The sequence below is a fragment of the Bradyrhizobium sp. USDA 4506 genome, from assembly GCF_054058795.1.
Window position 1 is genome coordinate 5,308,965 of record NZ_JBSSBM010000002.1, and the last position, 23,484, is coordinate 5,332,448.

23 protein-coding genes are annotated in these 23,484 nt (G+C 66.0%); 13 read left to right on the forward strand and 10 right to left on the reverse strand.

Annotated features, from left to right (window positions below):
- Positions 1–82: 82 nt before the first annotated feature.
- Positions 83–1,078: a VOC family protein gene (locus ACVIHF_RS27310; protein ID WP_456792863.1), complete on the forward strand. Its 996-nt coding sequence runs from the start codon at positions 83–85 to the stop codon at positions 1,076–1,078.
- A 167-nt stretch (positions 1,079–1,245) separates the two neighbouring features.
- On the opposite strand, the gene ACVIHF_RS27315 is transcribed toward ACVIHF_RS27310, so the two are convergent.
- From ACVIHF_RS27315 to petA, 3 genes are all read right to left on the reverse strand, one after another.
- The gene (locus tag ACVIHF_RS27315) at positions 1,246–1,920 is read right to left on the reverse strand and encodes a dienelactone hydrolase family protein (RefSeq protein ID WP_092085947.1); all 675 of its coding nucleotides are present in this window, start codon (positions 1,918–1,920) and stop codon (positions 1,246–1,248) included.
- Positions 1,921–2,102: 182 nt separating this feature from the next.
- Positions 2,103–4,175: a cytochrome c1 gene (locus ACVIHF_RS27320; protein ID WP_026193258.1), complete on the reverse strand. Its 2,073-nt coding sequence runs from the start codon at positions 4,173–4,175 to the stop codon at positions 2,103–2,105.
- A gap of 72 nt (positions 4,176–4,247) precedes the next feature.
- A complete protein-coding gene (petA, locus tag ACVIHF_RS27325; protein WP_016839713.1) occupies positions 4,248–4,778 on the reverse strand; it encodes a ubiquinol-cytochrome c reductase iron-sulfur subunit in 531 nt (176 codons plus the stop codon).
- A gap of 277 nt (positions 4,779–5,055) precedes the next feature.
- On the opposite strand from petA, the gene ACVIHF_RS27330 reads away from it, so the two are divergent.
- The 6 genes from ACVIHF_RS27330 to ACVIHF_RS27355 all read left to right on the forward strand — a co-directional run bounded on the left by ACVIHF_RS27330 (position 5,056) and on the right by ACVIHF_RS27355 (position 8,597).
- Entirely contained in the window at positions 5,056–5,541 is a 486-nt protein-coding gene (locus ACVIHF_RS27330) for a tRNA (cytidine(34)-2'-O)-methyltransferase (RefSeq protein WP_456779283.1), read from the forward strand.
- Between the two features lie 10 nt (positions 5,542–5,551).
- Positions 5,552–6,184, forward strand: a complete 633-nt coding sequence (gene queE / locus ACVIHF_RS27335; protein ID WP_456779282.1) for a 7-carboxy-7-deazaguanine synthase — start codon at positions 5,552–5,554, stop codon at positions 6,182–6,184.
- Positions 6,185–6,211: 27 nt separating this feature from the next.
- Positions 6,212–6,577 carry a 6-pyruvoyl trahydropterin synthase family protein gene (locus ACVIHF_RS27340; RefSeq protein ID WP_092126881.1) on the forward strand — a complete coding sequence of 122 codons (366 nt, stop codon included), beginning with the start codon at positions 6,212–6,214 and terminating at the stop codon, positions 6,575–6,577.
- 2 nt (positions 6,578–6,579) lie between these two features.
- Entirely contained in the window at positions 6,580–7,476 is an 897-nt protein-coding gene (gene hemF, locus ACVIHF_RS27345) for an oxygen-dependent coproporphyrinogen oxidase (RefSeq protein WP_176937031.1), read from the forward strand.
- The gene (locus tag ACVIHF_RS27350) at positions 7,467–8,207 is read left to right on the forward strand and encodes an HAD family hydrolase (protein ID WP_283068709.1); all 741 of its coding nucleotides are present in this window, start codon (positions 7,467–7,469) and stop codon (positions 8,205–8,207) included. The genes hemF and ACVIHF_RS27350 overlap by 10 nt, the downstream gene beginning before the upstream one ends.
- A gap of 141 nt (positions 8,208–8,348) precedes the next feature.
- Complete coding sequence (locus ACVIHF_RS27355) at positions 8,349–8,597, forward strand: DUF2158 domain-containing protein (RefSeq protein WP_225647785.1); 249 nt, start codon at positions 8,349–8,351, stop codon at positions 8,595–8,597.
- Positions 8,598–8,752: 155 nt separating this feature from the next.
- On the opposite strand, the gene ACVIHF_RS27360 is transcribed toward ACVIHF_RS27355, so the two are convergent.
- Genes ACVIHF_RS27360 through ACVIHF_RS27375 form a run of 4 tightly spaced genes read right to left on the reverse strand, consistent with a single transcriptional unit; the run spans position 8,753 to position 11,575 of the window.
- Positions 8,753–10,009, reverse strand: coding sequence for a CCA tRNA nucleotidyltransferase (locus ACVIHF_RS27360; protein ID WP_456792864.1), 1,257 nt, complete (start codon positions 10,007–10,009; stop codon positions 8,753–8,755).
- Positions 10,006–10,269 carry a DUF6111 family protein gene (locus ACVIHF_RS27365; protein WP_253607126.1) on the reverse strand — a complete coding sequence of 88 codons (264 nt, stop codon included), beginning with the start codon at positions 10,267–10,269 and terminating at the stop codon, positions 10,006–10,008. Before ACVIHF_RS27365 ends, ACVIHF_RS27360 begins: the two co-directional genes overlap by 4 nt.
- Positions 10,266–10,901 carry a CoA pyrophosphatase gene (locus ACVIHF_RS27370; RefSeq protein ID WP_371852161.1) on the reverse strand — a complete coding sequence of 212 codons (636 nt, stop codon included), beginning with the start codon at positions 10,899–10,901 and terminating at the stop codon, positions 10,266–10,268. Before ACVIHF_RS27370 ends, ACVIHF_RS27365 begins: the two co-directional genes overlap by 4 nt.
- 32 nt (positions 10,902–10,933) lie before the next feature.
- Positions 10,934–11,575 (reverse strand): DUF1285 domain-containing protein, encoded by a 642-nt coding sequence (locus ACVIHF_RS27375; RefSeq protein WP_016839726.1) that lies wholly within the window; start codon positions 11,573–11,575, stop codon positions 10,934–10,936.
- 241 nt (positions 11,576–11,816) lie between these two features.
- Between ACVIHF_RS27375 and ACVIHF_RS27380 the strand changes: the two genes are divergently transcribed.
- The 6 genes from ACVIHF_RS27380 to ACVIHF_RS27405 all read left to right on the forward strand — a co-directional run bounded on the left by ACVIHF_RS27380 (position 11,817) and on the right by ACVIHF_RS27405 (position 21,832).
- Positions 11,817–12,821, forward strand: a complete 1,005-nt coding sequence (locus tag ACVIHF_RS27380) for an AAA family ATPase (RefSeq protein ID WP_028333192.1) — start codon at positions 11,817–11,819, stop codon at positions 12,819–12,821.
- Positions 12,821–13,762, forward strand: coding sequence for a DUF58 domain-containing protein (locus tag ACVIHF_RS27385; RefSeq protein ID WP_456792865.1), 942 nt, complete (start codon positions 12,821–12,823; stop codon positions 13,760–13,762). Before ACVIHF_RS27380 ends, ACVIHF_RS27385 begins: the two co-directional genes overlap by 1 nt.
- A complete protein-coding gene (locus ACVIHF_RS27390; protein WP_253609896.1) occupies positions 13,762–16,572 on the forward strand; it encodes a DUF4159 domain-containing protein in 2,811 nt (936 codons plus the stop codon). Before ACVIHF_RS27385 ends, ACVIHF_RS27390 begins: the two co-directional genes overlap by 1 nt.
- 120 nt (positions 16,573–16,692) lie before the next feature.
- Entirely contained in the window at positions 16,693–18,756 is a 2,064-nt protein-coding gene (locus tag ACVIHF_RS27395) for a hypothetical protein (protein WP_253607124.1), read from the forward strand.
- Positions 18,757–18,920: 164 nt separating this feature from the next.
- Positions 18,921–19,343: a DUF2946 family protein gene (locus ACVIHF_RS27400; RefSeq protein ID WP_225158576.1), complete on the forward strand. Its 423-nt coding sequence runs from the start codon at positions 18,921–18,923 to the stop codon at positions 19,341–19,343.
- Positions 19,344–19,462: 119 nt separating this feature from the next.
- A complete protein-coding gene (locus ACVIHF_RS27405) occupies positions 19,463–21,832 on the forward strand; it encodes a TonB-dependent receptor (RefSeq protein ID WP_456792866.1) in 2,370 nt (789 codons plus the stop codon).
- A 180-nt stretch (positions 21,833–22,012) separates the two neighbouring features.
- Here the strand turns inward: ACVIHF_RS27405 and ACVIHF_RS27410 are convergent, their stop codons facing one another.
- From ACVIHF_RS27410 to ACVIHF_RS27420, 3 genes are all read right to left on the reverse strand, one after another.
- Positions 22,013–22,330, reverse strand: coding sequence for an EthD family reductase (locus ACVIHF_RS27410; RefSeq protein ID WP_028338624.1), 318 nt, complete (start codon positions 22,328–22,330; stop codon positions 22,013–22,015).
- A 113-nt stretch (positions 22,331–22,443) separates the two neighbouring features.
- On the reverse strand, positions 22,444–22,956 hold the full coding sequence (locus tag ACVIHF_RS27415) for a GNAT family N-acetyltransferase (RefSeq protein ID WP_456792867.1): 513 nt from the start codon (positions 22,954–22,956) through the stop codon (positions 22,444–22,446).
- Positions 22,957–22,995: 39 nt separating this feature from the next.
- Complete coding sequence (locus ACVIHF_RS27420; RefSeq protein WP_016839736.1) at positions 22,996–23,484, reverse strand: NUDIX domain-containing protein; 489 nt, start codon at positions 23,482–23,484, stop codon at positions 22,996–22,998.

Below are 23,484 nucleotides of genomic sequence, written 5' to 3' on the forward strand. Positions count from 1 at the left end.
GAAGGGGCAAGAAACCGCGTAGCATTTGCCGAAATGGCGGCCGGCCGGCCGCCCAAAAAACAGACAGATAGCGGAGGCGCAGATGGCGATTTTGGGTCTCGGATATGCCGGCTTCGGCTCCGACGCGCTCGACGACTGGCGGCAGTTCGGCACCGGCCTCGTCGGGCTGCAGGCGGTCGAACGCGGCAACTCGTTGCTCGCGTTCCGGATGGACGACCGCAAGCAGCGCATCGTGATCGACCGCGCCCAGGGCGAAGGCACCCGGTTCTTCGGCTGGGAGGTGGCTGACCGTGCGGCCCTCGACGCGCTGGCGGCACGGCTGGAGCGCGCCGGCGTCGCGGTGACATCAGAGCCGCAGGCGCTCGTAGATAGCAGGCGGGTGCGCGGTTTGATCTCGTTTCGGGATCCCGCCGGCAACCGCCTCGAGGCGTTTCATGGCGCCGAGATCGACGACACGCCGTTCAGGCCGGGGCGCTCGATCTCCGGCTTCCGCACCGGGCCGCTCGGCCTCGGCCACGTCGTGCTGACCGTCGAGCACATCGCCCCGGTGATGAGCTTCTATGTCGACGTGCTCGGCTTCGGCCTCAGCGACTACATCGAAAAACCGTTCCGCGCCTATTTCTTCCACGTCAATGCTCGCCACCACTCGCTGGCGCTGATCGAGACCGGCACGAACGGCATGCATCATCTGATGGTCGAGCTGTTCTCACTCGACGATGTCGGCCAAGCCTATGACGTCGCGCAGCAGGAAGACCGGGTCAACGTCACGCTCGGCCGTCACACCAACGATCTGATGACGTCGTTCTACGCCAGGTCGCCGTCCGCCTTCATGGTCGAGTGCGGCTGGGGCGGCCGCGAGATCGATCCGGTGAACTGGACACCGTTCGAGATGCATGACGGCCCGAGCCTGTGGGGCCACGAGCGGGTCTGGCTGTCGCCGGAGGACCGCGCTGTCGCGCGCGAGATGCGGATGCGCGCCGCCGCCGAGGGCAAGCGCGCACCGGTGCAGGTGATGGAAGGCAATTTCAGGCTGATGTCCGGGACCTGCCCGTGGTGGGACGGGGTGAAGGAAAGTTAAGTCTCGCCGTCGTCCCTGCCTAGTGCGCAATTGCGCACGGGAGGAGGGACCCATAACCACAGGGCCTAGTTATTTGGCGAGATGACTGCCAGCGTGCCCATTGCAAAAGCCACGGCGTATGGGTCCCGGCCTTCGCCGGGACGACGCCGGTGGTTTTGGCAATCGCCTTACCCCAGGTGCTTCTTGAAGAAGTCCGTGGCGCGGCCCCAGGCGAGTTCGGCGGCCTCGCGGTCGTGCACCGACTGGCGCTGCTCGTTGACGAAGGCGTGCTCGGCGTCATAGCGGAACAGCTCGAGCGATTTGCCGGCGGCCTTCATCGCCTTCTCGAAATTGCTGACGAGCTCCGGCGTGCACCAATCGTCCTTGTTGGCGAAATGCGCCTGCAGCGGAATCCTGACATCGGCGGGCTTGGCGGCCTGCTCCGGCGGGATGCCGTAGAACACGACGCCCGCGGTCAATTCCGGCACGTGCACCGAGCCGATGATGGTCACCGCGCCGCCGAGGCAGAAGCCGGTCAGGCCGACCTTGGCGCCGTTCTTGGCGAGATACTGCGCGGCGCCACGCACCGTCTGCGTGGTGGCGTCCATGAAGTCGAGCGAATTCATCTCTTTGCCGGCGGCGTCGGTGTCGTGATACGGCACCACCTTGCCCTTGTAGAGATCGGGCGCCAGCGCATCGAAGCCGGCCACCGCGAAGCGGTCGCACAGGCCCCTGATCTGGTCCGACAGGCCCCACCATTCCTGGATCACCACGACACCGGGCGCGTTGCCGCGCGCCGCATTGGCGAGATAGCCCGACGCATCCTTGCCGTCCGGACGCTTGAAGCTGATGCTGGTACCCATGAGTTCCTCCGCAATGTTTGCCGGCTGATTGGCCGGCATCTTGTCCGCACTCGGCGGCCGACGCAATTGACGACACTGTCATTCCGGGTTCGATGCTACCGCATCGCCCCGAATGACGGAGAGATTGCAAACAAAAAAGCCCCCGAAGGGGCTTTTTCAAACTCGCTATGCCGTACCCGAGATCAGTGGGCGTTGGCCCAGACCTTGCGCTTGGTGAAGTACATCAGGAAGGCGAAGACGACCAAGAAGAAGAACACCTGCATGCCGATCCGCTTGCGCTCCTCCATGTGCGGCTCGGCGGCCCACATCAGGAACGTGGTGACGTCATGCGCGTACTGCTTGACTGTCGCGGGCGAGCCGTCGTCGAAGGTCACCTGACCGTCGGACAGCGGCTTCGGCATCTTGATGGCGTGGCCGGGGAAGTACTTGTTGTAATACGAGCCCTCCGGGATCGTGACGCCGGCCGGAGCCTTGTCCTCGAAGCCCTGCAGGATGGCGTCGACGTAGTCGGGTCCCTGCTCCTGGTACTGGGTGAAGAAGTCGATCGCGAACTGCGGGAAGCCGCGCTTGTAGGACCGCGCCTTGGTGATCAGGGAGAGGTCGGGCGGCGCCGCGCCGCCATTGGCCGCGCGCGCGGCCTGCTCGTTCGGGAACGGCGACGGGAAGTAATCCGCCGGGCGGCCCGGACGCTCGAACATCTCGCCCTGGTCGTTCGGGCCGTCCTTGATCTTGTACTCGGACGCGAACGCCGCCGCCTGCGCCGGCGAATAGCCGGGACCGCCGGGATCGGCGAGGTTGCGGAACGCGACATAGGACAGGCCGTGACAGGCGGCACAGACTTCCTTGTAGACCTTCAAGCCGCGCTGCAGCGAGCCACGGTCATAGGTGCCGAAAGGACCGGAGAACGACCACTTCTGGGCCGGCGGCGCGTTGCCACCCTCCTCGGCCTTGGCGTTCTGGGTGCCGCCGACGAGCAGGCTGCCGGCCACGACCATCGCGAGCATCACAGAGGCCGCGGTCGCGGCCCTGCCCTTGCTCTTCGCCAGCACGTCGTCGGCGATCGAGTTCGGCACCGGACGCGGCGTCTCGATGCGGGCGAGCAGCGGCAGCACAATCAGGAAGTAGGCGAAGTAGCAGACCGTCAGGATGCGGCCGGCGATCACATAGATGCCTTCCGGCGGCTGCGAGCCGAGGTAACCGAGCAGGATGCAGACCACCACGAATATCCAGAAGAACTGCTTGGCCAGCGGGCGATACTTCGACGAACGGGTCCGTGCGCTGTCGAGCCAGGGCAGGAAGCACAGGATGATGATCGCCGAGAACATCGCCACGACGCCGGCGAGCTTGTTCGGGATCGAACGCAGGATCGCGTAGAACGGCAGGTAGTACCATTCAGGCACGATGTGCGCCGGCGTCACGCCCGGGTTCGCCGGGATGTAGTTGTCGGCGTCGCCGAGATAGTTCGGCATGTAGAAGATGAACCAGGCGAAGAAGATCAGGAAGCAGGACACGCCGAACATGTCCTTGATCGTCGCATACGGCGTGAACGCAACGGTATCCTTCTCGGTCTTGGCCTCGACGCCGGCCGGGTTGTTCTGACCGGCGACGTGCAGCGCCCAGACGTGCAGCACGACCACGCCGGCGATCACGAACGGGAGCAGATAGTGCAGCGAGAAGAAGCGGTTCAGCGTCGGGTTGCCGACCGAATAGCCGCCCCACAGCAGGGTCACGATGCTCTCGCCGAAATAGGGCACGGCCGAGAACAGATTGGTGATGACGGTGGCGCCCCAGAAGCTCATCTGGCCCCACGGCAGCACGTAGCCCATGAAGCCCGTCGCCATCATCAGGAGGTAGATGATGACGCCGAGGATCCACAGCACCTCACGCGGCTCCTTGTACGACCCGTAATAGAGGCCGCGGAACATATGGATGTAGACGGCGAAGAAGAACATCGACGCGCCGCACGCATGCATGTTGCGCAGCAGCCAGCCGTAATTGACGTCGCGGACGATCAGTTCGACCGACTTGAAGGCGAGGTCGGCGTGCGGCGTGTAGTGCATCGCCAGGATCACGCCGGTCAGGATCTGCAGCGCCAGCATCATCGAAAGGATGGCGCCGAAGGTCCACCAGTAGTTCAGGTTGCGCGGCGTCGGATAGGCCACGAACGAGGAGTGGATCAGGCCGAAGATCGGAAGGCGCCGTTCGATCCACTTCAAGGCGGGGTTGCTCGGTTGGAAATCAGATGGTCCGCTCATTGATGCGATCCTGAAGAAGAAAAACGACGCGATGGGTCCAAGTGGAAGCTGAAATCCCGGAGGGGCCGGGACTTAGCCGATCTGGATTTTGGTGTCGGAAAGGAAGGCGTAAGGCGGCACCGCCAGGTTGGCGGGCGCCGGCCCCTGGCGGATACGACCGGAGGAGTCGTACTGCGAGCCGTGGCAGGGGCAGAAGAAGCCGTCGTAATTGCCTTCATGGGCGATCGGGATGCAGCCGAGATGGGTGCAGATGCCGATCACAACCAGCCACTGGTCGTGGCCGGCCTTGACGCGGGCCGAGTCGGGCTGCGGATCGGGCAGGCTCGACAGCGCCACGCTCTGGGCCTCCTGGATCTGCTTCTTGGTGCGATGGCTGATGTAGATCGGCTTGCCGCGCCAGAAGACCTTGATGTCCTGGCCCTCGGCGATCGGCGTAAGATCGACCTCGATCGGCGCGCCGGCCGCGATCGTCGCGGCATCCGGGTTCATCTGCGCAACAAGCGGCCAGACGGTGGCGGCTGCGCCGACCGCGGCGGCAGCTCCGGTTGCAACAAAGAGAAAATCACGGCGTGTCGGATGGTCCGCCGAAGACGCTGTCGTCACGATTCCTAGCCCTTTCTTTTCTGCAGCCGGTGGAACCGCCCTGGAGACGCAGGACGCGCCCCAAGAAAGGCTGCCGGCGCCCGCGGCCCCCGCGGCGGCAGAAAACCGCTATTCCCCACCCCAAATGGCGGAACAGCAGTCCAGAATCGTTCTATTGGCACCCTTGCCGGACGAGCGCAAGCCCGCTATCGGCTCGCACACGTGCAATGCACGAAATCCGCGCCGAGCGATGTTTTATTGAGACAATTTCATCCGGATTTCACAGGCCGCCCGCACCATGCAGATCGCGCTGTTCCAGCCCGACATTCCCCAGAATACAGGGACGATTCTGCGCCTCTGCGCCTGCCTGGACGTGGCAGCCCATATCATCGAACCGGCGGGCTTCGACACCTCGGACCGGAATTTCCGGCGGGCGGGTATGGACTATCTCGACCATGTGCGGTTGAAGCGTCACGACTCATGGTCGAAATTCGAGGAATGGCGGGCCGAGGCCGGATGCCGGCTGGTGCTGTTCACGACAAGGGCGGCGAAATCCTATCTTGATTTCGCCTATACGGCCTCCGATGTCCTGCTGTTCGGGCGCGAGACGGCAGGGGTGACCGATGCGGTGGTGGCCGCCGCAGATGCGCGGCTGGTGATTCCGATCCGGCCGACCATGCGTTCGCTCAATGTGGCCGTCACGGCGGCCATGGCCGTCGGCGAGGCGCTGCGGCAGACCGGTTCAGGAAGCGCCGGTTCGGGAATTGCCGGTTCGGCAACTTAAGGGATTTTTGGTGAGCTACGCGGTCAAGGAGATCTTTCTCACCCTGCAGGGCGAAGGCGCCCATGCGGGCCGCGCTTCCGTGTTCTGCCGCTTCGCCGGCTGCAACCTCTGGAGCGGCCGCGAGCAGGACCGCGCCGGCGCTGTCTGCAAGTTCTGCGACACCGATTTCGTCGGCACCGACGGCACGCTGGGCGGCCGTTATGCGACCGCGGAAGAGCTTGGCGGCACCATTGCCGCGCAATGGACAGGAGGCGAGGCCGACCGCTACGTCGTCCTGACTGGGGGCGAACCGCTGCTGCAGGTCGACGCGGCCTTGATCGATGCCCTGCACGGCCACGGCTTTGCGATCGCGATCGAGACCAACGGCACCATCGTCCCGCCCGACGGGCTCGACTGGATCTGCGTCAGTCCCAAGGCTGCAGCCGAGCTCGTGGTGCGCAAGGGGCACGAGCTCAAACTGGTCTATCCGCAGGTGGAGAACACACCGGAGGATTTCGCAGGCCTCGCCTTCGAGCGCTTCTCGCTGCAGCCGATGGACGGCCCCGACGTGATCGAGAATACCGAGCGGGCGATCGCCTATTGCCTGAAGCACCCGCAGTGGCGCCTTAGCGTGCAGACGCACAAGACGCTCGGGATTAGATGAACTAACAGAATCGGATTGTTGAACGAGATGTGGGAATTGACGAAAGCGTTTCGGTTCGAGGCTGCGCACGCGCTGTCCGGAACGACCTTTGGCACCGCCAGCGAGGAGATTCACGGCCACTCCTTTCGCGCCGAAGTCACCGTGCGCGGCACGCCCGATCCGAAAACCGGGATGGTAGTCGATCTCGGCCTGCTCGAACGCGCGATGGCCGAGGTGCAGAAGACGCTCGACCACAAGTTCCTGAACAAGATCGAGGCGATCGGCGTGCCGACGCTGGAGAATCTGTCGCGCTTCATCTGGGAGCGGTTGCAACACGCAGGCAAGCTGACCCGCGTCAGCGTCCATCGCGACAGCTGCAACGAGAGCTGCACATACTTCGGCCCGCAAGGTTAGTCATGCTGCCAACAGACCCCGCCATCATCGAGGACCGCAAGGCGCGTGCGCGCGGCTGGTTCGAGGCGCTGCGCAACGACATCTGCGCGGCCTTCGAGAAGCTCGAGGACGACGCCCCGTCCACGCTTTATCCCGGCGCCGCCGGCCGGTTCGCGCGGACCCCCTGGGACCGCACCGACCACACCGGCAAGCCGGGCGGCGGCGGCGTGATGTCGATCATGAAGGGCCGGCTGTTCGAGAAGGTCGGCGTGCACTGCTCGACCGTGCACGGCGAGTTCGCCCCCGAATTCCGCGCGCAGATTCCAGGTGCCGCCGACGATCCACGATTTTGGGCGTCGGGCATTTCGCTGATCGCGCATCTGCGCAATCCGAATGTGCCCGCCGTGCACATGAACACCCGCTTCGTCGTCACCACCAAGGCGTGGTTCGGCGGCGGCGCCGACCTGACGCCGGTGCTGAACCGCCGACGCACCCAGGAGGACCCCGATACGGTCGCCTTCCATGCCGCGATGAAAGAAGCGTGCAGCGGGCCGAACGGCGTTGCCGACTACGACAAGTACAAGAAATGGTGCGACGAGTATTTCTATCTGCCGCACCGCAAGGAAGCCCGCGGCATCGGCGGCATCTTCTATGACTGGCACGACAGCGGCGACTGGGAAGCCGATCTCGCCTTCACCCAGGACGTCGGGCGCAGCTTCCTGAAGATCTATCCCGACCTGGTGCGGCGCAATTTCGCGGCCGCCTGGAGCGCGGAGGATCGTGACGAGCAGTTGGTCCGCCGCGGACGCTATGTCGAGTTCAACCTGCTCTATGACCGCGGCACGATCTTCGGCCTGAAGACCGGCGGCAATGTGGATTCGATCCTGTCGTCGCTGCCGCCGGAGGTGAAATGGCCGTGATGAACCTGCCGCGCGCGATGCTGATCGACATGGATGACACCATCCTGTCGGCCTATGGACGCCCCGAGATCGCCTGGAACACGATCACCACGGAGTTCGCCGCGGAGCTGGCGCCCCTGCCCCCGGATCAGGTCGCGACGGCGCTGTTGGCCTACGCGAGGCAATTCTGGTCGACCGCCGAGCCGATCTGGCGGATCAAGCTCGGCGAGGCGCGGCGGCTCACCGTGAAGGGCGGCTTCGCGGCGCTTGCGGCGGCCGGTCACCGCGCGCTGCCCGACGATCTCGCCGACCGCATCGCCGATCGCTTCACTGCCTACCGCGAGGAGGAGATGTTCGTCTTCCCCGGCGCGCATGAAGCGATCGATGCGTTGAAGGCGCTTGGCATCAAGCTCGCGCTGGTCACCAACGGCGCCGCCGACATGCAGCGCGCCAAGGTCGAGCGCTTCGCGCTCGGCCATCGTTTCGATCACATCCAGATCGAGGGCGAGCACGGCTTCGGCAAGCCGGAGGAGCGCGCCTACCTGCACGCGATGGAAGCGCTCGGCGTCACCGCACCGGACACCTGGATGATCGGCGACAATCTCGAGTGGGAAGTCGTGGCGCCGCAGCGGCTTGGCATCTATGCGATCTGGATGGACGTGCACGGTGTCGGGCTGCCGCCGGGATCGACCATCAAGCCCGACCGCATCATCCGCTCGCTGAGCGAACTGGTTCCTGCCGCGCGCAAATAGCGCATCGCGGCCGTTTTCCACGTCAATTCCATTGAAGCTGGCGCCGGCCGTGATTTGGCTGTCATCACCGGTCGCTAGCCTGCCGCCCGCGTCATCCAGCGCGGAGGGAAAATCATGGAACTGAAACCAGGCGATGTTGTCATGCTGAAGTCCGGCGGCCATCCGATCACGGTCGTCGAAATCGACGAGGACAAGGTCGCGTGCCTGTGGATGGGTACGGACGGCGATCTGTTTCGCGAAACCTTGCCGCTTGTCGCACTCGAATCGACCGAGCTCGATCCGGAGGACGATGAAGAGGAAGACGACGAAGACGAGGACGACGCGGAAGAAGAGGACGACGAGGACGAAGACGACGACGGCGACCGCAAGAAGAAGCGCAAGGCGGCGTGAGATCCGTTGGCGCGATGCTGACTGGCAGATGCCGGCAGCATCGCCTCCATGCGACGTTCGACCGATCGTCGTTCAGCCAATCGTCACCGTGCCGCCGCTGATCACGGCGGCATCGAGACGTCGGCGAGAAAACTCAGAGAAAACTCAAAGAGAATTCAAAGCCGATGGTCGCGGGTGAAACGGGCCGCGGTCTGGTCGGCGATATCGGACAGTATCTTCGGCTCCAGCGGAAAGTCCGCGGCCAACCAGGCATCCTCCGCGAGGGTCAGGACATGTCCGAGCGCCGGTCCCTCGGCAATGCCGCGCGCGATGAAATCCGATGCCCGCAACGGAAAGTGCGGCGCGCGCCAGCGCTCTGGCAGCGTGGCGAGCTCGCGCCACTGATCGACATCGCGGCCCGCGCCGGTTCGCGCCCAGGCCAATAGCACCCGGTCGCGATACGGCTCCTCGTCGAGCCGGTACAGCCTGCGCCTGGCATGCGCCTCGTCCATGCCGGGCAGGCGCCACCAGCGATGGCCCATCGAATCGAGCGCCTTGGCCTCGGCGTTGGAGAGCCGCAGCCGGCTGGCGATACGCCGCGCGTCCTCGGTCACGGCGACCGTCAGCGCGGCGAGCCTTCGCATCGCGCTCGGCGCGAGCTTCATCAGTTGCTCGATCTCGATCATCGCCGCGAATGGCCCGGTATAGGCGACGCCGCCGAACAGCGGCTGCAGCAAACCACCGTCACCCATCGCGACAACTGCACTTGCGGCGCCGTTCGCGACCACGAGCTTGAGCATCTCCATGCGGATCCGCTCGGCCGACAGGCCGCTCAAACCGGCGCGCCCGCCGATGCAGGCGAGATAGCCGGCGCGATCGACCTCGCCCGCGCCATAGGCGGCATGGAAACGGAAGAAGCGCAGGATGCGCAGATAGTCCTCGGCAATCCGCTGCGCGGGATCGCCGATGAAGCGCACCCGCCTCGCCTCGATGTCGGCGAGGCCGCCGACGTGATCGTGCACGACGCCCGAAGCGTCGACCGACAGGCCGTTGATGGTGAAGTCGCGCCGCTCGGCGTCACGCACCCAGTCGCGACCGAACGCCACCCTGGCCTTGCGGCCATAGGTCTCGGTATCCTCGCGCAGCGTCGTCACCTCGAAGGGCTGGCTGTCGACGACCAGGGTCACCGTGCCGTGCTCGATGCCGGTCGGCACGCTCTTGATGCCCGCCCGCTTGGCGCGGCGGATCACCTCCTCCGGCAGCGCCGTGGTGGCGATGTCGATGTCGGCGAGCGGAATCTGCATCAAGGCGTTGCGCACGGCCCCGCCGATCACCCGCGCTTCCTCGCCGTCGGCATTGAGCAGGCCGAGCACGCGCGCCGCAGGCCCGGAAGCGAGCCATGGCGCGTCGGACAACAGGCGCACCTCGCTCATTTCTCAACTCCCGGCACCAGCTTGCCGTTCTCGATATGGGCAGGAACGTAGGTCGAATTCGGCGGCGCGCCAGTCAATTCGGCCAGCAGCACGAAGCTCACGATGACCATCACCAGCGCCACCAGCGTCAGCTTTGCGATCATGTCGAGCGGCCATGACGCCGGCAGCGTCACGCCGGACCGCGTCGCGATGAGGAAGATGGCATAGACCGCGAAGGGGATCAGAAAGATTCCGATCTCGGTCAATACCGTGCGGATCATGACAGATAGATCCGCTCATACAGCACGCGCAGGATGCCGGCGGTCGCGCCCCAGATGTAGCGCTCGGCGAACGGCATCGCGTAATAGGATCGGTCCATGCCGCGGAATTCCTTGGTGTGGATCTGATGATTCTCGGGATTCATCAGGAAGGCGAGCGGCACCTCGAACGCATCGACCACCTCCGCCTCGTTGATCGCAAGCGTGAATCCCGGCTTCACCTTGGCGACCGTCGGCAGAATGCGGAAGCCGAACGCGGTGCCATAAAGGTCGAGATAGCCGACCGGGTCGATGAATTCCCGCTTCAGTCCGACTTCCTCGCAAGCCTCGCGCAGCGCGGCATCGAGCGGCGAGGCGTCGGTGGCGTCGATCTTGCCGCCGGGAAACGAGATCTGGCCGGCATGGCTCGACAGATTGGGTGAGCGCTGCGTCAACAGCACGGTCGGCTCGGGGTGATCGACCACCGGGATCAGCACCGCGGCCGGCCGCACCGGCTGCTCCTGCGCCACGATCTCGAGCATGCGGTCGTTGCCGGAGTCTCCGGTGCGCGGAATGATATGCGGATCGACCAGGCCCGGCGGCACATCGAAAGTGAGCCGCGTGCGGGCCCGCGCGAAGAATTCCGTCGAGCTGATCGTCGCCGGCTCCACCTTCAGCAACGGCTCGTTCAAAGTGCGTCCCTCACCTGACTGGCATCGGCCATCGCGAAGAACTCGCCGCCGGACTCGATGCCGAACATCTCCTGACCATCGACCATCCGCTGCTCGCCCATGTCAACCAGATCGTAATAGAGCGCGCGGGTGACCTTGGCCCACAAATCGGCGCGGACATGCAGATAGGGCGTCAATCCGCCGTCCTCGGCCGCCTCGAATCTGAGGCCGTGGCCTTTTTCGCAATCGACCCAATCGTCGACATTGGTGCGGAACCTGAGCAGGCGGCCGCGCGCGTCTTCCCCGGTCTGCATTTCCACGGCAAGGAATGGCGCGTCATCGACGCGGATGCCGACCTTCTCCACCGGTGTCACGAGAAAGTGCTTGCCGTCCTCGCGCTTCAGGATCGTGGAGAACAGCCGCACCAGCGCGGGGCGGCCGATCGGCGTTCCCATGTAGAACCAGGTGCCGTCAGGCGCGATTCGCATGTCGAGATCGCCGCAGAATGGCGGATTCCACAGGTGAACCGGCGGCAGACCCTTGCGTCCGGCCGGACCCGATGTCGCAGCTTGATTGGCGGCCGTGGTGAGCCCTTCGAGACCCTTGCTCCCGAGGCCCGTAGTTTCCCTGCCGGAATCGCTCTGCCCTTGCTTCGCCATTGTTTGCCTTAAGGTTTCCTACCTTCAATCTGGCACGTTTGGTGCACATATCCTGAGATGTGGTCGGGATGTCATCCTCGCCACATCGTGATGCCGTTCATACCCTGAAACACCGATAAGGTGGGGATAGTTTAATTCAACGAATACATGGCCTTCGCTCAGGTTTAGCATGAGGGCCGAGATGACGACAGATGATGACGACGCGCCGACGTGCGCGCATCGTCAAGAAGGAGCGGATCGAATGGCTGGTGCAGACAGCGTCGAGAAACTGGAGGATGTGATCGTCCGTTCGGCCGAGCAGGTCGCGGGCCAGATCAAGGCCGCCAAGGAAGCGGTCTCGACCGTCATCTTCGGCCAGGACCAAGTGATCGAAAACACCCTGGTGACGATCCTGTCCGGCGGCCACGCGCTGTTGATCGGCGTGCCCGGCCTCGCCAAGACCAAGCTGGTCGAGACCCTCGGCGTCACGCTCGGCCTCGATGCCAAGCGCATTCAGTTCACCCCCGACCTGATGCCGTCGGACATTCTCGGCGCCGAAGTGCTCGACGAGAGCTCGGCGGGCAAGCGTTCGTTTCGCTTCATCGCAGGTCCGGTGTTCGCGCAGTTGCTGATGGCCGACGAGATCAACCGCGCCAGCCCGCGCACCCAGTCGGCGCTGCTGCAAGCCATGCAGGAGCAGCACATCACCATTGCCGGCGCGCGGCATGATTTGCCAAAGCCGTTCCACGTGCTCGCGACGCAGAACCCGCTCGAGCAGGAAGGCACCTATCCGCTGCCCGAGGCGCAACTCGACCGCTTCCTGATGGAAATCGACGTCGACTATCCCGATCGCGACGCCGAGCGGCGCATCCTGTTCGAAACCACCGGCGCCGAAGAGGCCGCGGCCAAGCCGTCGATGGACGCCGAGACGTTGCTCACCGCGCAACGTCTGGTACGGCGCCTGCCGGTCGGTGATTCCGTGGTCGAGGCGATCCTGACGCTGGTCCGCGCCGCGCGTCCCGGCACCGAGGGCGGCGAGGCCGGCAAGCTGATCGCCTGGGGCCCGGGTCCCCGCGCCAGCCAGGCTTTGATGCTCGCGGTGCGCGCCCGTGCATTGCTCGACGGGAGACTCGCGCCGTCGATCGACGACGTGCTCGATCTCGCCGAGCCCGTGCTCAAGCACCGCATGGCGCTGACGTTCTCGGCGCGCGCCGAGGGCCGCACCATTCCCGACGTGATCAAGCAACTGAAGACCCGGATCGGTTGATGGCCGCAGACAACAGGCACCAGAACGAGGAGATCCTTGCGGTTCGACGTGCCGATGGCGAAAGCCGAACGCTCGCCGCATCGCTGCCGCGTCTGGTGCTTGAGGCCCGCCGTGTCGCTGCCAACGTCATCCATGGCCTGCACGGCCGCCGCCGCGCCGGCTCGGGCGAGAATTTCTGGCAATACCGCCGCTTCGTCTCCGGCGAGCCGTCGCAGCGCGTCGACTGGCGCCGCTCGGCACGCGACGACCATCTCTATGTCCGCGAGCAGGAGTGGGAAGCCGCGCACACGGTGTGGATCTGGCCGGACCGCTCGCCGTCAATGGCCTTTGCCTCGCGCGAGGCGCGCGACAGCAAGCTGGAGCGCGGACTGATCGTAGCCTTCGCGCTCGCAGAGTTGCTCGTTGCGGGCGGAGAACGCGTCGGCATTCCCGGCCTGCTGAACCCGACCGCAAGCCTCAACGTGATCGACAAGATGGCGGAAGCGATGTTGCACGACGAGACGACGCGCGCGAGCCTGCCGCCGTCCTTCGTGCCATCGTCGCTGGCCGAAGTCGTCGTGTTGTCGGATTTCTGGTCGCCGATCACGGAGATCACGGCGATGCTGGCCGGGCTTTCCTCCTCCGGCGCGCACGGCACCCTGATCCAGGTCGTCGATCCCGCCGAAGAGACCTTCCCCTATTCCGGCCGGGTCGAATTCGTCGAGCCGGAGATCGGCAGCGTCATCACCGCGGGCCGCGCCGAGAGCTGGGCGAGCGATTATGTCGCCCGGGTCGCGCTGCATCGCGACCAGATCCGCGGCGAGACCAATCGGCTCGACTGGCTGTTCTCGACCCACACCACCAGCCGCTCCGCGGCCGAGCTGCTGCTGTTCCTGCATGCCGGCATGATGGTGAGCAAGGGCGGTGGCCGCTCAATAGTCAAGGCGGGACGCAGCGCATGATCGCAGGCCTCCCCCTCTCCTTCGCCGAACCGCTGCTGCTGCTGGGGCTGGTCAGCCTGCCGGCGCTGTGGTGGCTGTTGCGCGTGATGCCGCCGCGGCCGCGCCGGATCGAATTCCCACCGACGCGGCTGTTGTTCGACATCGCGCCCAAGGAGGAGACGCCGTCGCGCACGCCGTGGTGGCTGACGCTGCTGCGGCTCGCCGCCGCCGCGCTCGTCATCTTCGCCGCTGCCGGCCCGATCTGGAATCCGCAGACCGGCGTTGCCGCCGGTAAATTGCCGCTGGTGATCCTGCTCGACGACGGCTGGAGCGCGGCCTCGAGCTGGGACGCGCGGATCAGGGCCGCGGACGAACTGATCGCCAACGCCGACAGCGACCGCCGCGGCGTCGCGCTGGTGCCGCTGTCCGAGCCCGCGCGCGACATTACGCTGATGCCGGCCGGCGCCGCGCGCGTCGCGCTGCGCCAGCTCGCGCCGAAGCCCTACTCGGTCGATCGGGTTGAAACCCTCGGCGCTCTTGGACGTTTCCTCAAATCGACCGGCGACTGCGACATCGCCTGGCTGTCCGACGGCGTCGACACCGGACGCGGCAGCGAATTCACCGAGGGGCTCGGCAAGGTGATCGAAAGCCGCAATCTGACGATCTATGCGGGCGGAGCGCAGTCGGCGCAGGCGCTGGTCGCGGCCGAGAACGCCGCCGCCAAGATGACGGTGAAGGTGCTGCGCACCGAGAGCGGCATCGCGGCGGGAACGGTGCGCGCGGTCGACGCCAAGGGCTCGCCGATCGGCGAGGCGCGCTACACATTCGGACCGCAGGATCGCGAGACCGAAGCCGCCTTCGATCTTCCGGTCGAGTTGCGCAACGACATCGCACGGCTCGAAATTTCCGGCGAGCATTCGGCCGGCGCCGTGCAGCTGCTCGACCGGCGCTGGCGCCGCCGCGCCATCGGCGTGGTCTCGGGTGCGAGTAACGACACCGCGCAGCCACTGTTGGCGTCGACCTTCTATCTCTCGCGCGCGCTATCGCCATTCGCCGATGTCAGGCTCGGCGATCGCGGCGCGCCACAGCAGGTGATCGGGCAATTCCTCGACCAGCGGCTGCCGATGATCGTGATGGCCGACGTCGGCACGCTGTCGCCGGAGATCCGCGACCGGCTCAATGCCTGGATCGAGCAGGGCGGCGTGCTGGTGCGCTTCGCAGGTCCGCGCCTCGCCCAGGCCGATGACGACCTCGTTCCCGTCAAGCTCCGCCGCGGCGGACGCACGCTCGGCGGCAGCCTGACCTGGGAGAAGCCGCAGCACATGGCCTCGTTCGCCGCCGATGGCCCGTTCTCGGGCCTCACCGTGCCGAAGGACATCACCGTCAACCGCCAGGTGCTGGCCGAGCCCGACGCCGTGCTCTCGACCAAGAGCTGGGCCTCGCTGGAGGACGGCACGCCGCTGGTCACCGGCGAGCGTCGCGGCAAGGGCGTGGTCAGCCTGTTCCATGTCGGCGCCGACATGCGCTGGTCGGATCTGCCGATGTCCGGCACCTTCGTCGAGATGCTGCGCCGGCTGATCGACATGTCCGGCTATACCTCGAAGCCCGGCCCCGGCGTCGCCAGCGATCCCAATGCCGAGACGGTTGCGCCGCTGCGCACACTCGACGGCTTCGGCATCTTCGGCCCGCCGCCCTCGAGCGCCAAGCCGATGTCGGCGGACTATCGCGATCGCGGCACGGCCGACCATCCGCCCGGCTTCTACGGCACTGCCGAGAGCCCGATCGCGGTCAACACGCTCGCCTCCGCCGATCGCATCGCGCCGCTCGACACCTCGGCCCTGCGCGCGACGCGTGCGAGCTACACCAACGCCGAGCCGCGCGATTTGCGCGGCATCATGCTGTCGACGGCGCTGGCGCTGTTCCTGCTCGATGCGATCGTGGTGGCCATGCTCGGCGGCGGCCTTGCCGCGCTGATCCGGCGGCGCGCGGCACCGGCCGTGCTCGCGTTGGCCTTCATCCTTGCGACCACGATGGTGCCCTCGCCGAGCCGCGCGCAGAACGCCAGCAGCGACGACTTCGCCATCAAGGCGGTGTCGCAGACGCGGCTGGCCTACGTCGTGACCGGCAATGCCGACGTCGATTCCATCGTCAAGGCGGGGATGTCCGGACTGACGCTGTTCCTCGGACAGCGCACCGCGCTGGAAGCCGGCGATCCCGTCGGCATCGATCCCGCGCGCGACGAGCTGGCGTTCTTCCCCCTGATCTACTGGCCGATCGTGCCGGGCGCGCCGAAGCCGCCGCAGGACGCCATCAACAAGATCGACGCCTACATGAAGCAGGGCGGCACCGTCATCTTCGATACCCGTGACGCCGTCGAAGCGCCGCCGGGGGACAACGGCTCATCGCAAACGCCCGGCATGCAGACGCTGCGCGAATTGCTGTCGACCCTCGACGTGCCCGAGCTCGAGCCGGTGCCGCGCGAGCACGTGCTGACCAAGACGTTCTATCTGCTGCGCGACTTCCCCGGCCGCTTCAATTCCGGCCAGACCTGGGTCGAGGCGCTGCCGCGCGAAGACGACGACGAGGCTGCGCAGCGCCCGGCGCGCGGCGGCGACGGCGTCTCGCCGATCATCATCACGTCGAACGACCTCGCCGGCGCCTGGGCGATCCGCCCCGACGGCCAGCCGATGCTGCCGCTGACGCCGGGCGAACCGCGCCAGCGCGAATTCGCCTTCCGCGCCGGCGTCAACATCGTGATGTACACGCTGACCGGCAACTACAAGGCCGACCAGGTGCACGCGCCTGCCTTGATCGAGCGGCTGGGACAATAGAGATGCAAGTGCTTCAGCTGCCAACACCGTCATTCCGGGATGGTCCGAAGGACCAGACCCGGAATCTCGAGATTCCGGGTTCGATGCTTTCGCATCGCCCCGGAATGACGGAGTGACGTCATGAACTACGGCATCGCGTTCACACCGCTGGTTCCTTCGCTCGTGCTGTGGCTCGCGCTCGGCGCGATCGTCGTCATTGCCGTGCTGCTCCTGGTGTCGCGCGCGCGGGGCGCCGCGGTGCGGGTCGCGGCGCTGGCGCTGATCCTGCTGGCACTGGCCAATCCCTCCTTCACCCGCGAGGACCGCGAGCCGCTGTCCTCGGTCGCTGCCGTCGTGGTCGACAAGAGCCCGAGCCAGAATTTCGGCACGCGCAACCAGGAGACCGACAAGGCGCGGCAGGCGCTGGTCGACAGCCTGAAGCAGATCAAGGGCCTCGAGGTCCGCGTCGTCGAGGCCGGTCAGGCCGATGGCGAGACCGACGGAACGAAGCTGTTCGGGGCGCTGACGTCGGCGCTGTCGGACGTTCCGGTCGAGCGCGTCGCCGGCGCCTTCATGATCACCGATGGCCGCGTGCATGACATTCCCGCCAACGCCCAGGCGCTCGGCTTCCAGGCGCCGGTGCACGCGCTGATCACCGGCCGCAAGGACGAGCGCGACCGCCGCATCGCGATCACCGCCGCGCCGCGCTTCGGCATCGTCGGCCAGACCCAGACCATTACCTTCCGGCTCGACGACCAGGGTGTCACCGGCGAGCGCGCCAAGGTCACGATCCGCCGCGACGGCGAAGTGATCAACGAGCGCACGCTGACCAGCGGCCAGACTTCGAGCGTCGACATCGACATCAAGCACGCCGGGCCCAACATCGTCGAGATCGAGGCCTCGCCGCTCGAGAACGAGCTGACGCCGGTCAACAACCGCGCCGTGGTCGCGATCGACGGCGTGCGCGACAAGCTGCGCGTGCTGCTGGTGTCCGGCGAGCCGCATTCCGGCGAGCGCACCTGGCGCAACCTCTTGAAGTCCGACCCCAGCGTCGATCTCGTGCACTTCACCATTCTGCGGCCGCCGGAGAAGCAGGACGGCACGCCGATCAACGAGCTGTCGCTGATCGCATTTCCGACCCGCGAGCTGTTCCAGCAGAAGATCAACGAATTCCAGCTGATCATCTTCGACCGCTACGCCCGCCAGGGCGTGCTGCCGATCGCCTATTTCGACAACATCGCGCGCTATGTCCGCGCCGGCGGCGCGGTGCTGGTGTCCGCCGGTCCCGACTACGCCTCGACCACCAGCATCTGGCGCACGCCGCTGGACTCCGTGCTGCCGGCCGAACCGGTCGGCGTGACCGAGAAGCCGTTCTACGCGCATCTGAGCGATGCCGGTAAGCGCCATCCGGTGACGCGCGGGCTGGAAGGCTCGAATGCCGAGCCGCCGCATTGGAGCCGGTTCTTCCGCACCGTCGATACCCGCAACGCGATCAATCCGCCGGTCATGACCGGCGCCGACGGCAAGCCGCTGCTGCTGCTGTCGCGCTTCGGCGAAGGCCGCGTCGCGCTGCTGCTCTCCGACCACATCTGGCTGTGGGCGCGCGGCTACGAGGGCGGCGGCCCGCATCTCGATTTGTTGCGGCGGGTGTCGCACTGGCTGATGAAGCAGCCCGACCTCGATGAAGAGGCGCTGCGCATGCAGGTGCAGGGCAAGGATCTCATGGTGGTCCGCCAGACCATGGCCGACACCGTGTCGCCGGTCACCGTGACGTCGCCGAGCGGCACCACGCATGAACTGACGCTCACCGCCGGCGATCCCGGCGAGTGGCGCGCGACGCTGCCCGCCAACGAACTCGGCCTGTGGCAGGCCACCGACGGCGCGCTGAAGGCGCTAATCAATGTCGGCCCGACCAACCCAAAGGAATTCTCGGAGGTCACCTCGACCACCGACATGCTGAAGCCGCTGGCGCAGGCAACCGGCGGCGACGCCCGGCGCATCGTCGACGGTTCGAGCCTCGACATGCCGCGCGTCGTGCCGGTGCGCTCCTCCTCGATCTTCCGCGGCGACGGCTGGCTCGGCGTCAAGATGCGCGACGCCAGCGTCGTCAAGGGTGTCGGCGTGCTGCCGATGTTCGCCGGCCTGGTCGGCCTGCTGCTGTTGCTCGGCGCATTCGCGGCAACATGGCTGCGCGAGGGACGCTGAGCCCGGCCGGGCTCACGTCTGCGTTGCATCAAGCACACACAGGCAATGCATCGATACGGTTTGTCTGAACGCCGGTTGACATCGCGCATGCCATCCGATGTTATAATGTAACATCGGGGCGCTGGGATGTTGATGCGCTCCCGATTGGGCGGGCGTCATCAGGCATGCAGTGGTTCCGGCGACACATCAAGACTGGCTCGCGGCTGGCGCTGTTCGCGCTCGCCGTCCAGTTCATGCTGTCGTTCGGGCATTTCCATCCGATCGCGGCTGCGCAAGCGGCGCCCGCGGTCCAGACCGGGCTGTCGCTGGTCGATCTCGCCTATATCGGGACCTCGGCGACGCCGGACCTCGCGGTCCAGGTGACCGGGACGCCACAGCCCGCCAATCCCGACAACGACCGGCATCCGGCCGACAATTGCGCGATCTGCGCCGTCATCTCGCTCGCGAGCAGCATGCTGTTCACGGCGCCGCCGGTGCTGTTGCTGCCGGAAGCCATCGAGCTTCTGTTCCGTACCACCAATGCCGAATTCGCCCATCTGAAATCGGCGCCGGCGGCCTTCCGCTCCCGCGCACCTCCCCTGTCCTGACATCGACTGATTGCTGCACGCCCTGAGCGGACGGCCGTCACATGCGGCCTGCTCCAGCGGGGCAAATCGGGATCGATCCGTCATTTCGACGGGCCTGGATCGGGACTTGGATCGGGACAATGACACTTCAGAAGAAACGAGCATTCCACATCGGGAGCGCGAGCTGGCTATTGCTGGGCGCAATGAGTAGCGGCGCGCTGGCCCAGGAGACGCCGACGCAACTGCCTGACATCACCGTGACGGCGCCGAGCCCGATCCAGCGGCACCGGACTGCGCCGACGCGCACGCCGACCCGTGTTGTCCGAGCTGCGCCGAGCCGCAGCCGCGAACGCACCGCCGCGGCGCAACCGGCGCCCGCTCCACCGGCACCGGCACCGCAGCAGGGCGTGCTGCCTGTCGTCACCGACCAGTTCGCCACCGTCACCGTGATCCCGAACGAGGAACTGCGGCGCTCAGGCGCCGCCACGCTTGGCGATCTGCTGTTCTCGAAGCCCGGCATCACCGGATCGAGCTTCGCCCCCGGCGCATCCAGCCGGCCGATCATCCGCGGCCTCGACGTCAACCGCGTCGGCATTGTCGAGAATGGTCTCGGCGGTGGCGGCGCCTCGGATCTCGGCGAGGATCATTTCGTGCCGATCGATCCGCTCTCGACCAATCAGATCGAGGTGGTGCGCGGCCCGGCCGCGCTGCGCTACGGCTCGACCTCGATCGGCGGCGTCGTGAGCGCCACCAACAACCGCATCCCCGACGCGATGCCGACCTGCGCGGCGGCGCCGTTCCAATCCTACGGGCTGCCGGTGAAGGCGCCGCTGGCCGATGTCGGCGGCCCGGGTTGCCTCAATGTCGAGACGCGCACGTCGGTGAGTTCGGTCAATCGCGGCGTCGACGGCGGCATGCTGCTGGACGCCGGCGGCAACAATGTCGCCGTGCATGCCGACGTCTACGGCCGCACCACCAGCGACTACAGTATCCCGAGCTATCCCTATTTATTTGTGCCCGGCCAGCCATTCAACGGCCGCCAGCCGAACTCCGCGACGCAGTCGGACGGCGCGTCGGTCGGCGCCTCCTATTTCTTCCAGGGCGGCTTTATCGGCGCGGCGATCACCCAGAACGACTCGCTCTACCACATCCCCGGTATCGACGGCACCGATCACCAGACCCGGATCGACGCGCACCAGACCAAGATCGCGGTCAAGGGCGAGTACCGGCCCGATGCCGAGGCGATCGACGCCGTGCGGTTCTGGGTCGGCGCGACCGACTATCGGCACAACGAGATTGGCCTTGCCGATCCGACCGATCCATTGAGCGACGGCGTGAGACAGACCTTCACCAACAAGGAGCAGGAGGCGCGCGTCGAGGTGCAGATGATGCCGTTCAACGCGCGCTTCGCCACCGTGACCACGGCATTCGGCCTGCAGGGCGGGCACCAGGAATTGACCGCACCAAGCCCGGACGATCCGACCAGCCCGCTCAACGGATTATGGGACCCCAACAAGAACAACAGGGTCGCCGGTTACGTGTTCAACGAGCTGAAGTTCACCGACACCACCAAGGCGCAGATTGCCGGGCGGATCGAACACGTCGATCTCTCCGGCACAACGCCGGCCTTCATTCCCCCCGTGTTCGACGTGGCCACCGACCCCGCAAGCATCGGTCCAGCGACACCGCAAAATCCGAATTTCACACCCAAGAGCGGCAGCATCGGCTTGATCCAGAATCTGCCGTGGGATCTGGTAGCAAGCGCGACCGCCCAATACGTCGAACGCGCGCCGAAACCGGCCGAGCTCTTCTCGCGCGGCCCACACGATGCGACCGCCACGTTCGACATCGGCAATCCCAATCTCGGCATCGAAACCGCAAAATCGATCGAGATCGGACTACGGCGGGCGACCGGACCGCTGCGGTTCGAACTCACCGGCTACTACACCAGGTTCGACGGCTTCATATTCCGCCGGCTGACGGGCAACACGTGTGACGAGAGTGCGTGCCAGCTCGGCCCCGGCCTCGAACTGAACCAGGCGCGCTACTCGCAGCGTGACGCCATCTTCCGCGGCGCCGAGTTCCAGAGCCAGCTCGACATCGGCCCGCTCAACGGCGGCATCTGGGGCATCGAGAACCAGTTCGACGTGGTGCGCGCCACCTTCACCGACGGCACCAACGTGCCGCGGATTCCACCGATGCGGCTTGGCGGCGGCTTCTACTGGCGCGACAGCAACTGGCTGACCCGCATCAATCTGGTGCACGCCTTCGCGCAGAACGACATCGCTGTCATCGGCGAGACCCCGACCGCGGGCTACAATCTCCTCAACGCGGAGATCACCTACAACACCAAGCTGAATTCGTCATGGATCGGCGCGCGCGAGATGACGCTTGGTCTGGTCGGCAACAACCTGCTCAACCAGAACATCCGCAACTCCGTCTCCTATACCAAGGACGAGGTGCTGATGCCGGGCCTCGGCATACGGGCGTTCGCCAACCTGAAGTTCTGAGACGTGCGTATCCCTCTGCCGCCAGCGGCAGAGGGAATTTGCGATCACGTAGCCCGGATGAAGCGCAGCGCGATCCGGGGGGACTGCTCCCGCGGTGAGACTGATCCCGGATTTCGCTTCACTCCATCCGGGCTACGAGCGTCTCTGAAGGGAGCTGCGTAACCTGCTCGGTCTGGACGATCAGTGGCCGACAACGACTTCGCTGATCTGGATCACCGGCTGCTGATCGGTGTAGTTCGGGATGTCGCCCAAGATCTCCTGGGCGTGCTTGCCCATGCCGGCCGCGAAGGCCTCAACCGAGTCACAGAAGATGTGGCACATTCCGACATAGGTTGCAGGTTGCCCCGGCGCGCCCCCGGCGAGACCCTTGTCGACGGTGTAGTATTTGCACGCGTCGCCGAGGCGCGCCTTCACCAGCGGCATGTGCTTGTCGCGATAATAGTCGTGATCAAAGCGTGCGCCTGGATTGTTCGGATACATCACACTGACTTTGATCATGGCGCGCACTCTCCCTGTTGATATGACATGCGCCGGTCTTGTCCCGGCGCTTGCCTCAACTGTGCTTCAGTTTCCGATGGTGCGCAACCGTTCCGGCACCGCTCGCGCGGATGTCAGATCGCCTTGCTCCAGTCCGGCTGGATCGGCCCGGACACGCCCTCGGCCGCGCCGTCGACCAGTTCCATGACAAGCAGGCGACTGTAATCGACCGGGCCGGGCATGGTCATTCGTCCCTTCGGGACCGGCTTGAAGCCGACCCGCGCGTAGTACGCCTCGTCGCCGACCAGCACGATCAGGCGGTGGCCCTTGGCGCGGGCGTCGTTGATCGCACGCTCGAGCAGCGCACGGCCGACGCCGCGGCTGCGGAACGGCGGCTCGACCGTCAACGGCCCAAGCATCAGGGCCGGCGTATCGCCGATCGTGACCGGCAGCTGGCGCACCGAGCCGACCAGCAGCGTGCCGATCCGCGCCGTGAAGGAGACATCGAGCAGATGATCGACATGCTCGCGCAGCCGGTAGGCGCTGAGCACGAAGCGGCCGGGCCCGAAGGTGCGCTCGTGCAGACGCTCGATCGCCTGGGCGTCTTTCGGGGTCTCGGGCAGGATGGTCAGGGACAATTCGGTCATTGTGGGGCGCGGGATAGCATCTGGCGCGGGCGCGGTCCATCACCGCCATGTCGCCGTCGGCGGCTTGCCCTCGAGCACCTCCGCGATCCGCAGCCGCGTGCCCGGGGTGGTCTCGTCAGGCAGATCAGCCGGATCGAAGAAGCCGCAGGCCACGATCTCGCGATTCGGCTCCGGCAGGCGGTCCTGCCGGTAGTTCCTGACGACGTAGACCGCGACATGATCGCGCGGCGAGACGTGGCTGTTGTGGAAGATGCCATGCAGCACCGGCTCGCCCTTGAGCTCGATCCGCCCCTCCTCCTCCAATTCGCGCCGCAGCGACTCGATAAAACTTTCGCCGACCTCGACCCCGCCGCCGGGCAGATACCAGCCGTGGACGTAGCTGTGCTTGACCAGGAACACCCTGTTGTCGGCATCGAGCACGACGGCACGGACCCCGAGCGTCATGCTGCGGACAAGCCGCCAGTAGAAATGAAACACCCATCTGATCTGCGGCTCGTAGCGCTTGCGTAAATCGAGCAGGACCGTCAC

What these genes read in the sequence shown, in the direction of transcription:
- ACVIHF_RS27310 (WP_456792863.1), top strand. Translation starts at nt 83, where the DNA reads ATGGCGATTTTGGGTCTCGGATATGCCGGCTTCGGCTCCGACGCGCTC.
- ACVIHF_RS27315 (WP_092085947.1), bottom strand. Translation starts at nt 1,920, where the DNA reads ATGGGTACCAGCATCAGCTTCAAGCGTCCGGACGGCAAGGATGCGTCG.
- ACVIHF_RS27320 (WP_026193258.1), bottom strand. Translation starts at nt 4,175, where the DNA reads ATGAGCGGACCATCTGATTTCCAACCGAGCAACCCCGCCTTGAAGTGG.
- ACVIHF_RS27330 (WP_456779283.1), top strand. Translation starts at nt 5,056, where the DNA reads ATGCAGATCGCGCTGTTCCAGCCCGACATTCCCCAGAATACAGGGACG.
- ACVIHF_RS27340 (WP_092126881.1), top strand. Translation starts at nt 6,212, where the DNA reads ATGTGGGAATTGACGAAAGCGTTTCGGTTCGAGGCTGCGCACGCGCTG.
- hemF (WP_176937031.1), top strand. Translation starts at nt 6,580, where the DNA reads ATGCTGCCAACAGACCCCGCCATCATCGAGGACCGCAAGGCGCGTGCG.
- ACVIHF_RS27350 (WP_283068709.1), top strand. Translation starts at nt 7,467, where the DNA reads ATGGCCGTGATGAACCTGCCGCGCGCGATGCTGATCGACATGGATGAC.
- ACVIHF_RS27355 (WP_225647785.1), top strand. Translation starts at nt 8,349, where the DNA reads ATGCTGAAGTCCGGCGGCCATCCGATCACGGTCGTCGAAATCGACGAG.
- ACVIHF_RS27360 (WP_456792864.1), bottom strand. Translation starts at nt 10,009, where the DNA reads ATGAGCGAGGTGCGCCTGTTGTCCGACGCGCCATGGCTCGCTTCCGGG.
- ACVIHF_RS27365 (WP_253607126.1), bottom strand. Translation starts at nt 10,269, where the DNA reads ATGATCCGCACGGTATTGACCGAGATCGGAATCTTTCTGATCCCCTTC.
- ACVIHF_RS27375 (WP_016839726.1), bottom strand. Translation starts at nt 11,575, where the DNA reads ATGGCGAAGCAAGGGCAGAGCGATTCCGGCAGGGAAACTACGGGCCTC.
- ACVIHF_RS27380 (WP_028333192.1), top strand. Translation starts at nt 11,817, where the DNA reads ATGGCTGGTGCAGACAGCGTCGAGAAACTGGAGGATGTGATCGTCCGT.
- ACVIHF_RS27385 (WP_456792865.1), top strand. Translation starts at nt 12,821, where the DNA reads ATGGCCGCAGACAACAGGCACCAGAACGAGGAGATCCTTGCGGTTCGA.
- ACVIHF_RS27395 (WP_253607124.1), top strand. Translation starts at nt 16,693, where the DNA reads ATGAACTACGGCATCGCGTTCACACCGCTGGTTCCTTCGCTCGTGCTG.
- ACVIHF_RS27400 (WP_225158576.1), top strand. Translation starts at nt 18,921, where the DNA reads ATGCAGTGGTTCCGGCGACACATCAAGACTGGCTCGCGGCTGGCGCTG.
- ACVIHF_RS27405 (WP_456792866.1), top strand. Translation starts at nt 19,463, where the DNA reads ATGACACTTCAGAAGAAACGAGCATTCCACATCGGGAGCGCGAGCTGG.
- ACVIHF_RS27410 (WP_028338624.1), bottom strand. Translation starts at nt 22,330, where the DNA reads ATGATCAAAGTCAGTGTGATGTATCCGAACAATCCAGGCGCACGCTTT.
- ACVIHF_RS27415 (WP_456792867.1), bottom strand. Translation starts at nt 22,956, where the DNA reads ATGACCGAATTGTCCCTGACCATCCTGCCCGAGACCCCGAAAGACGCC.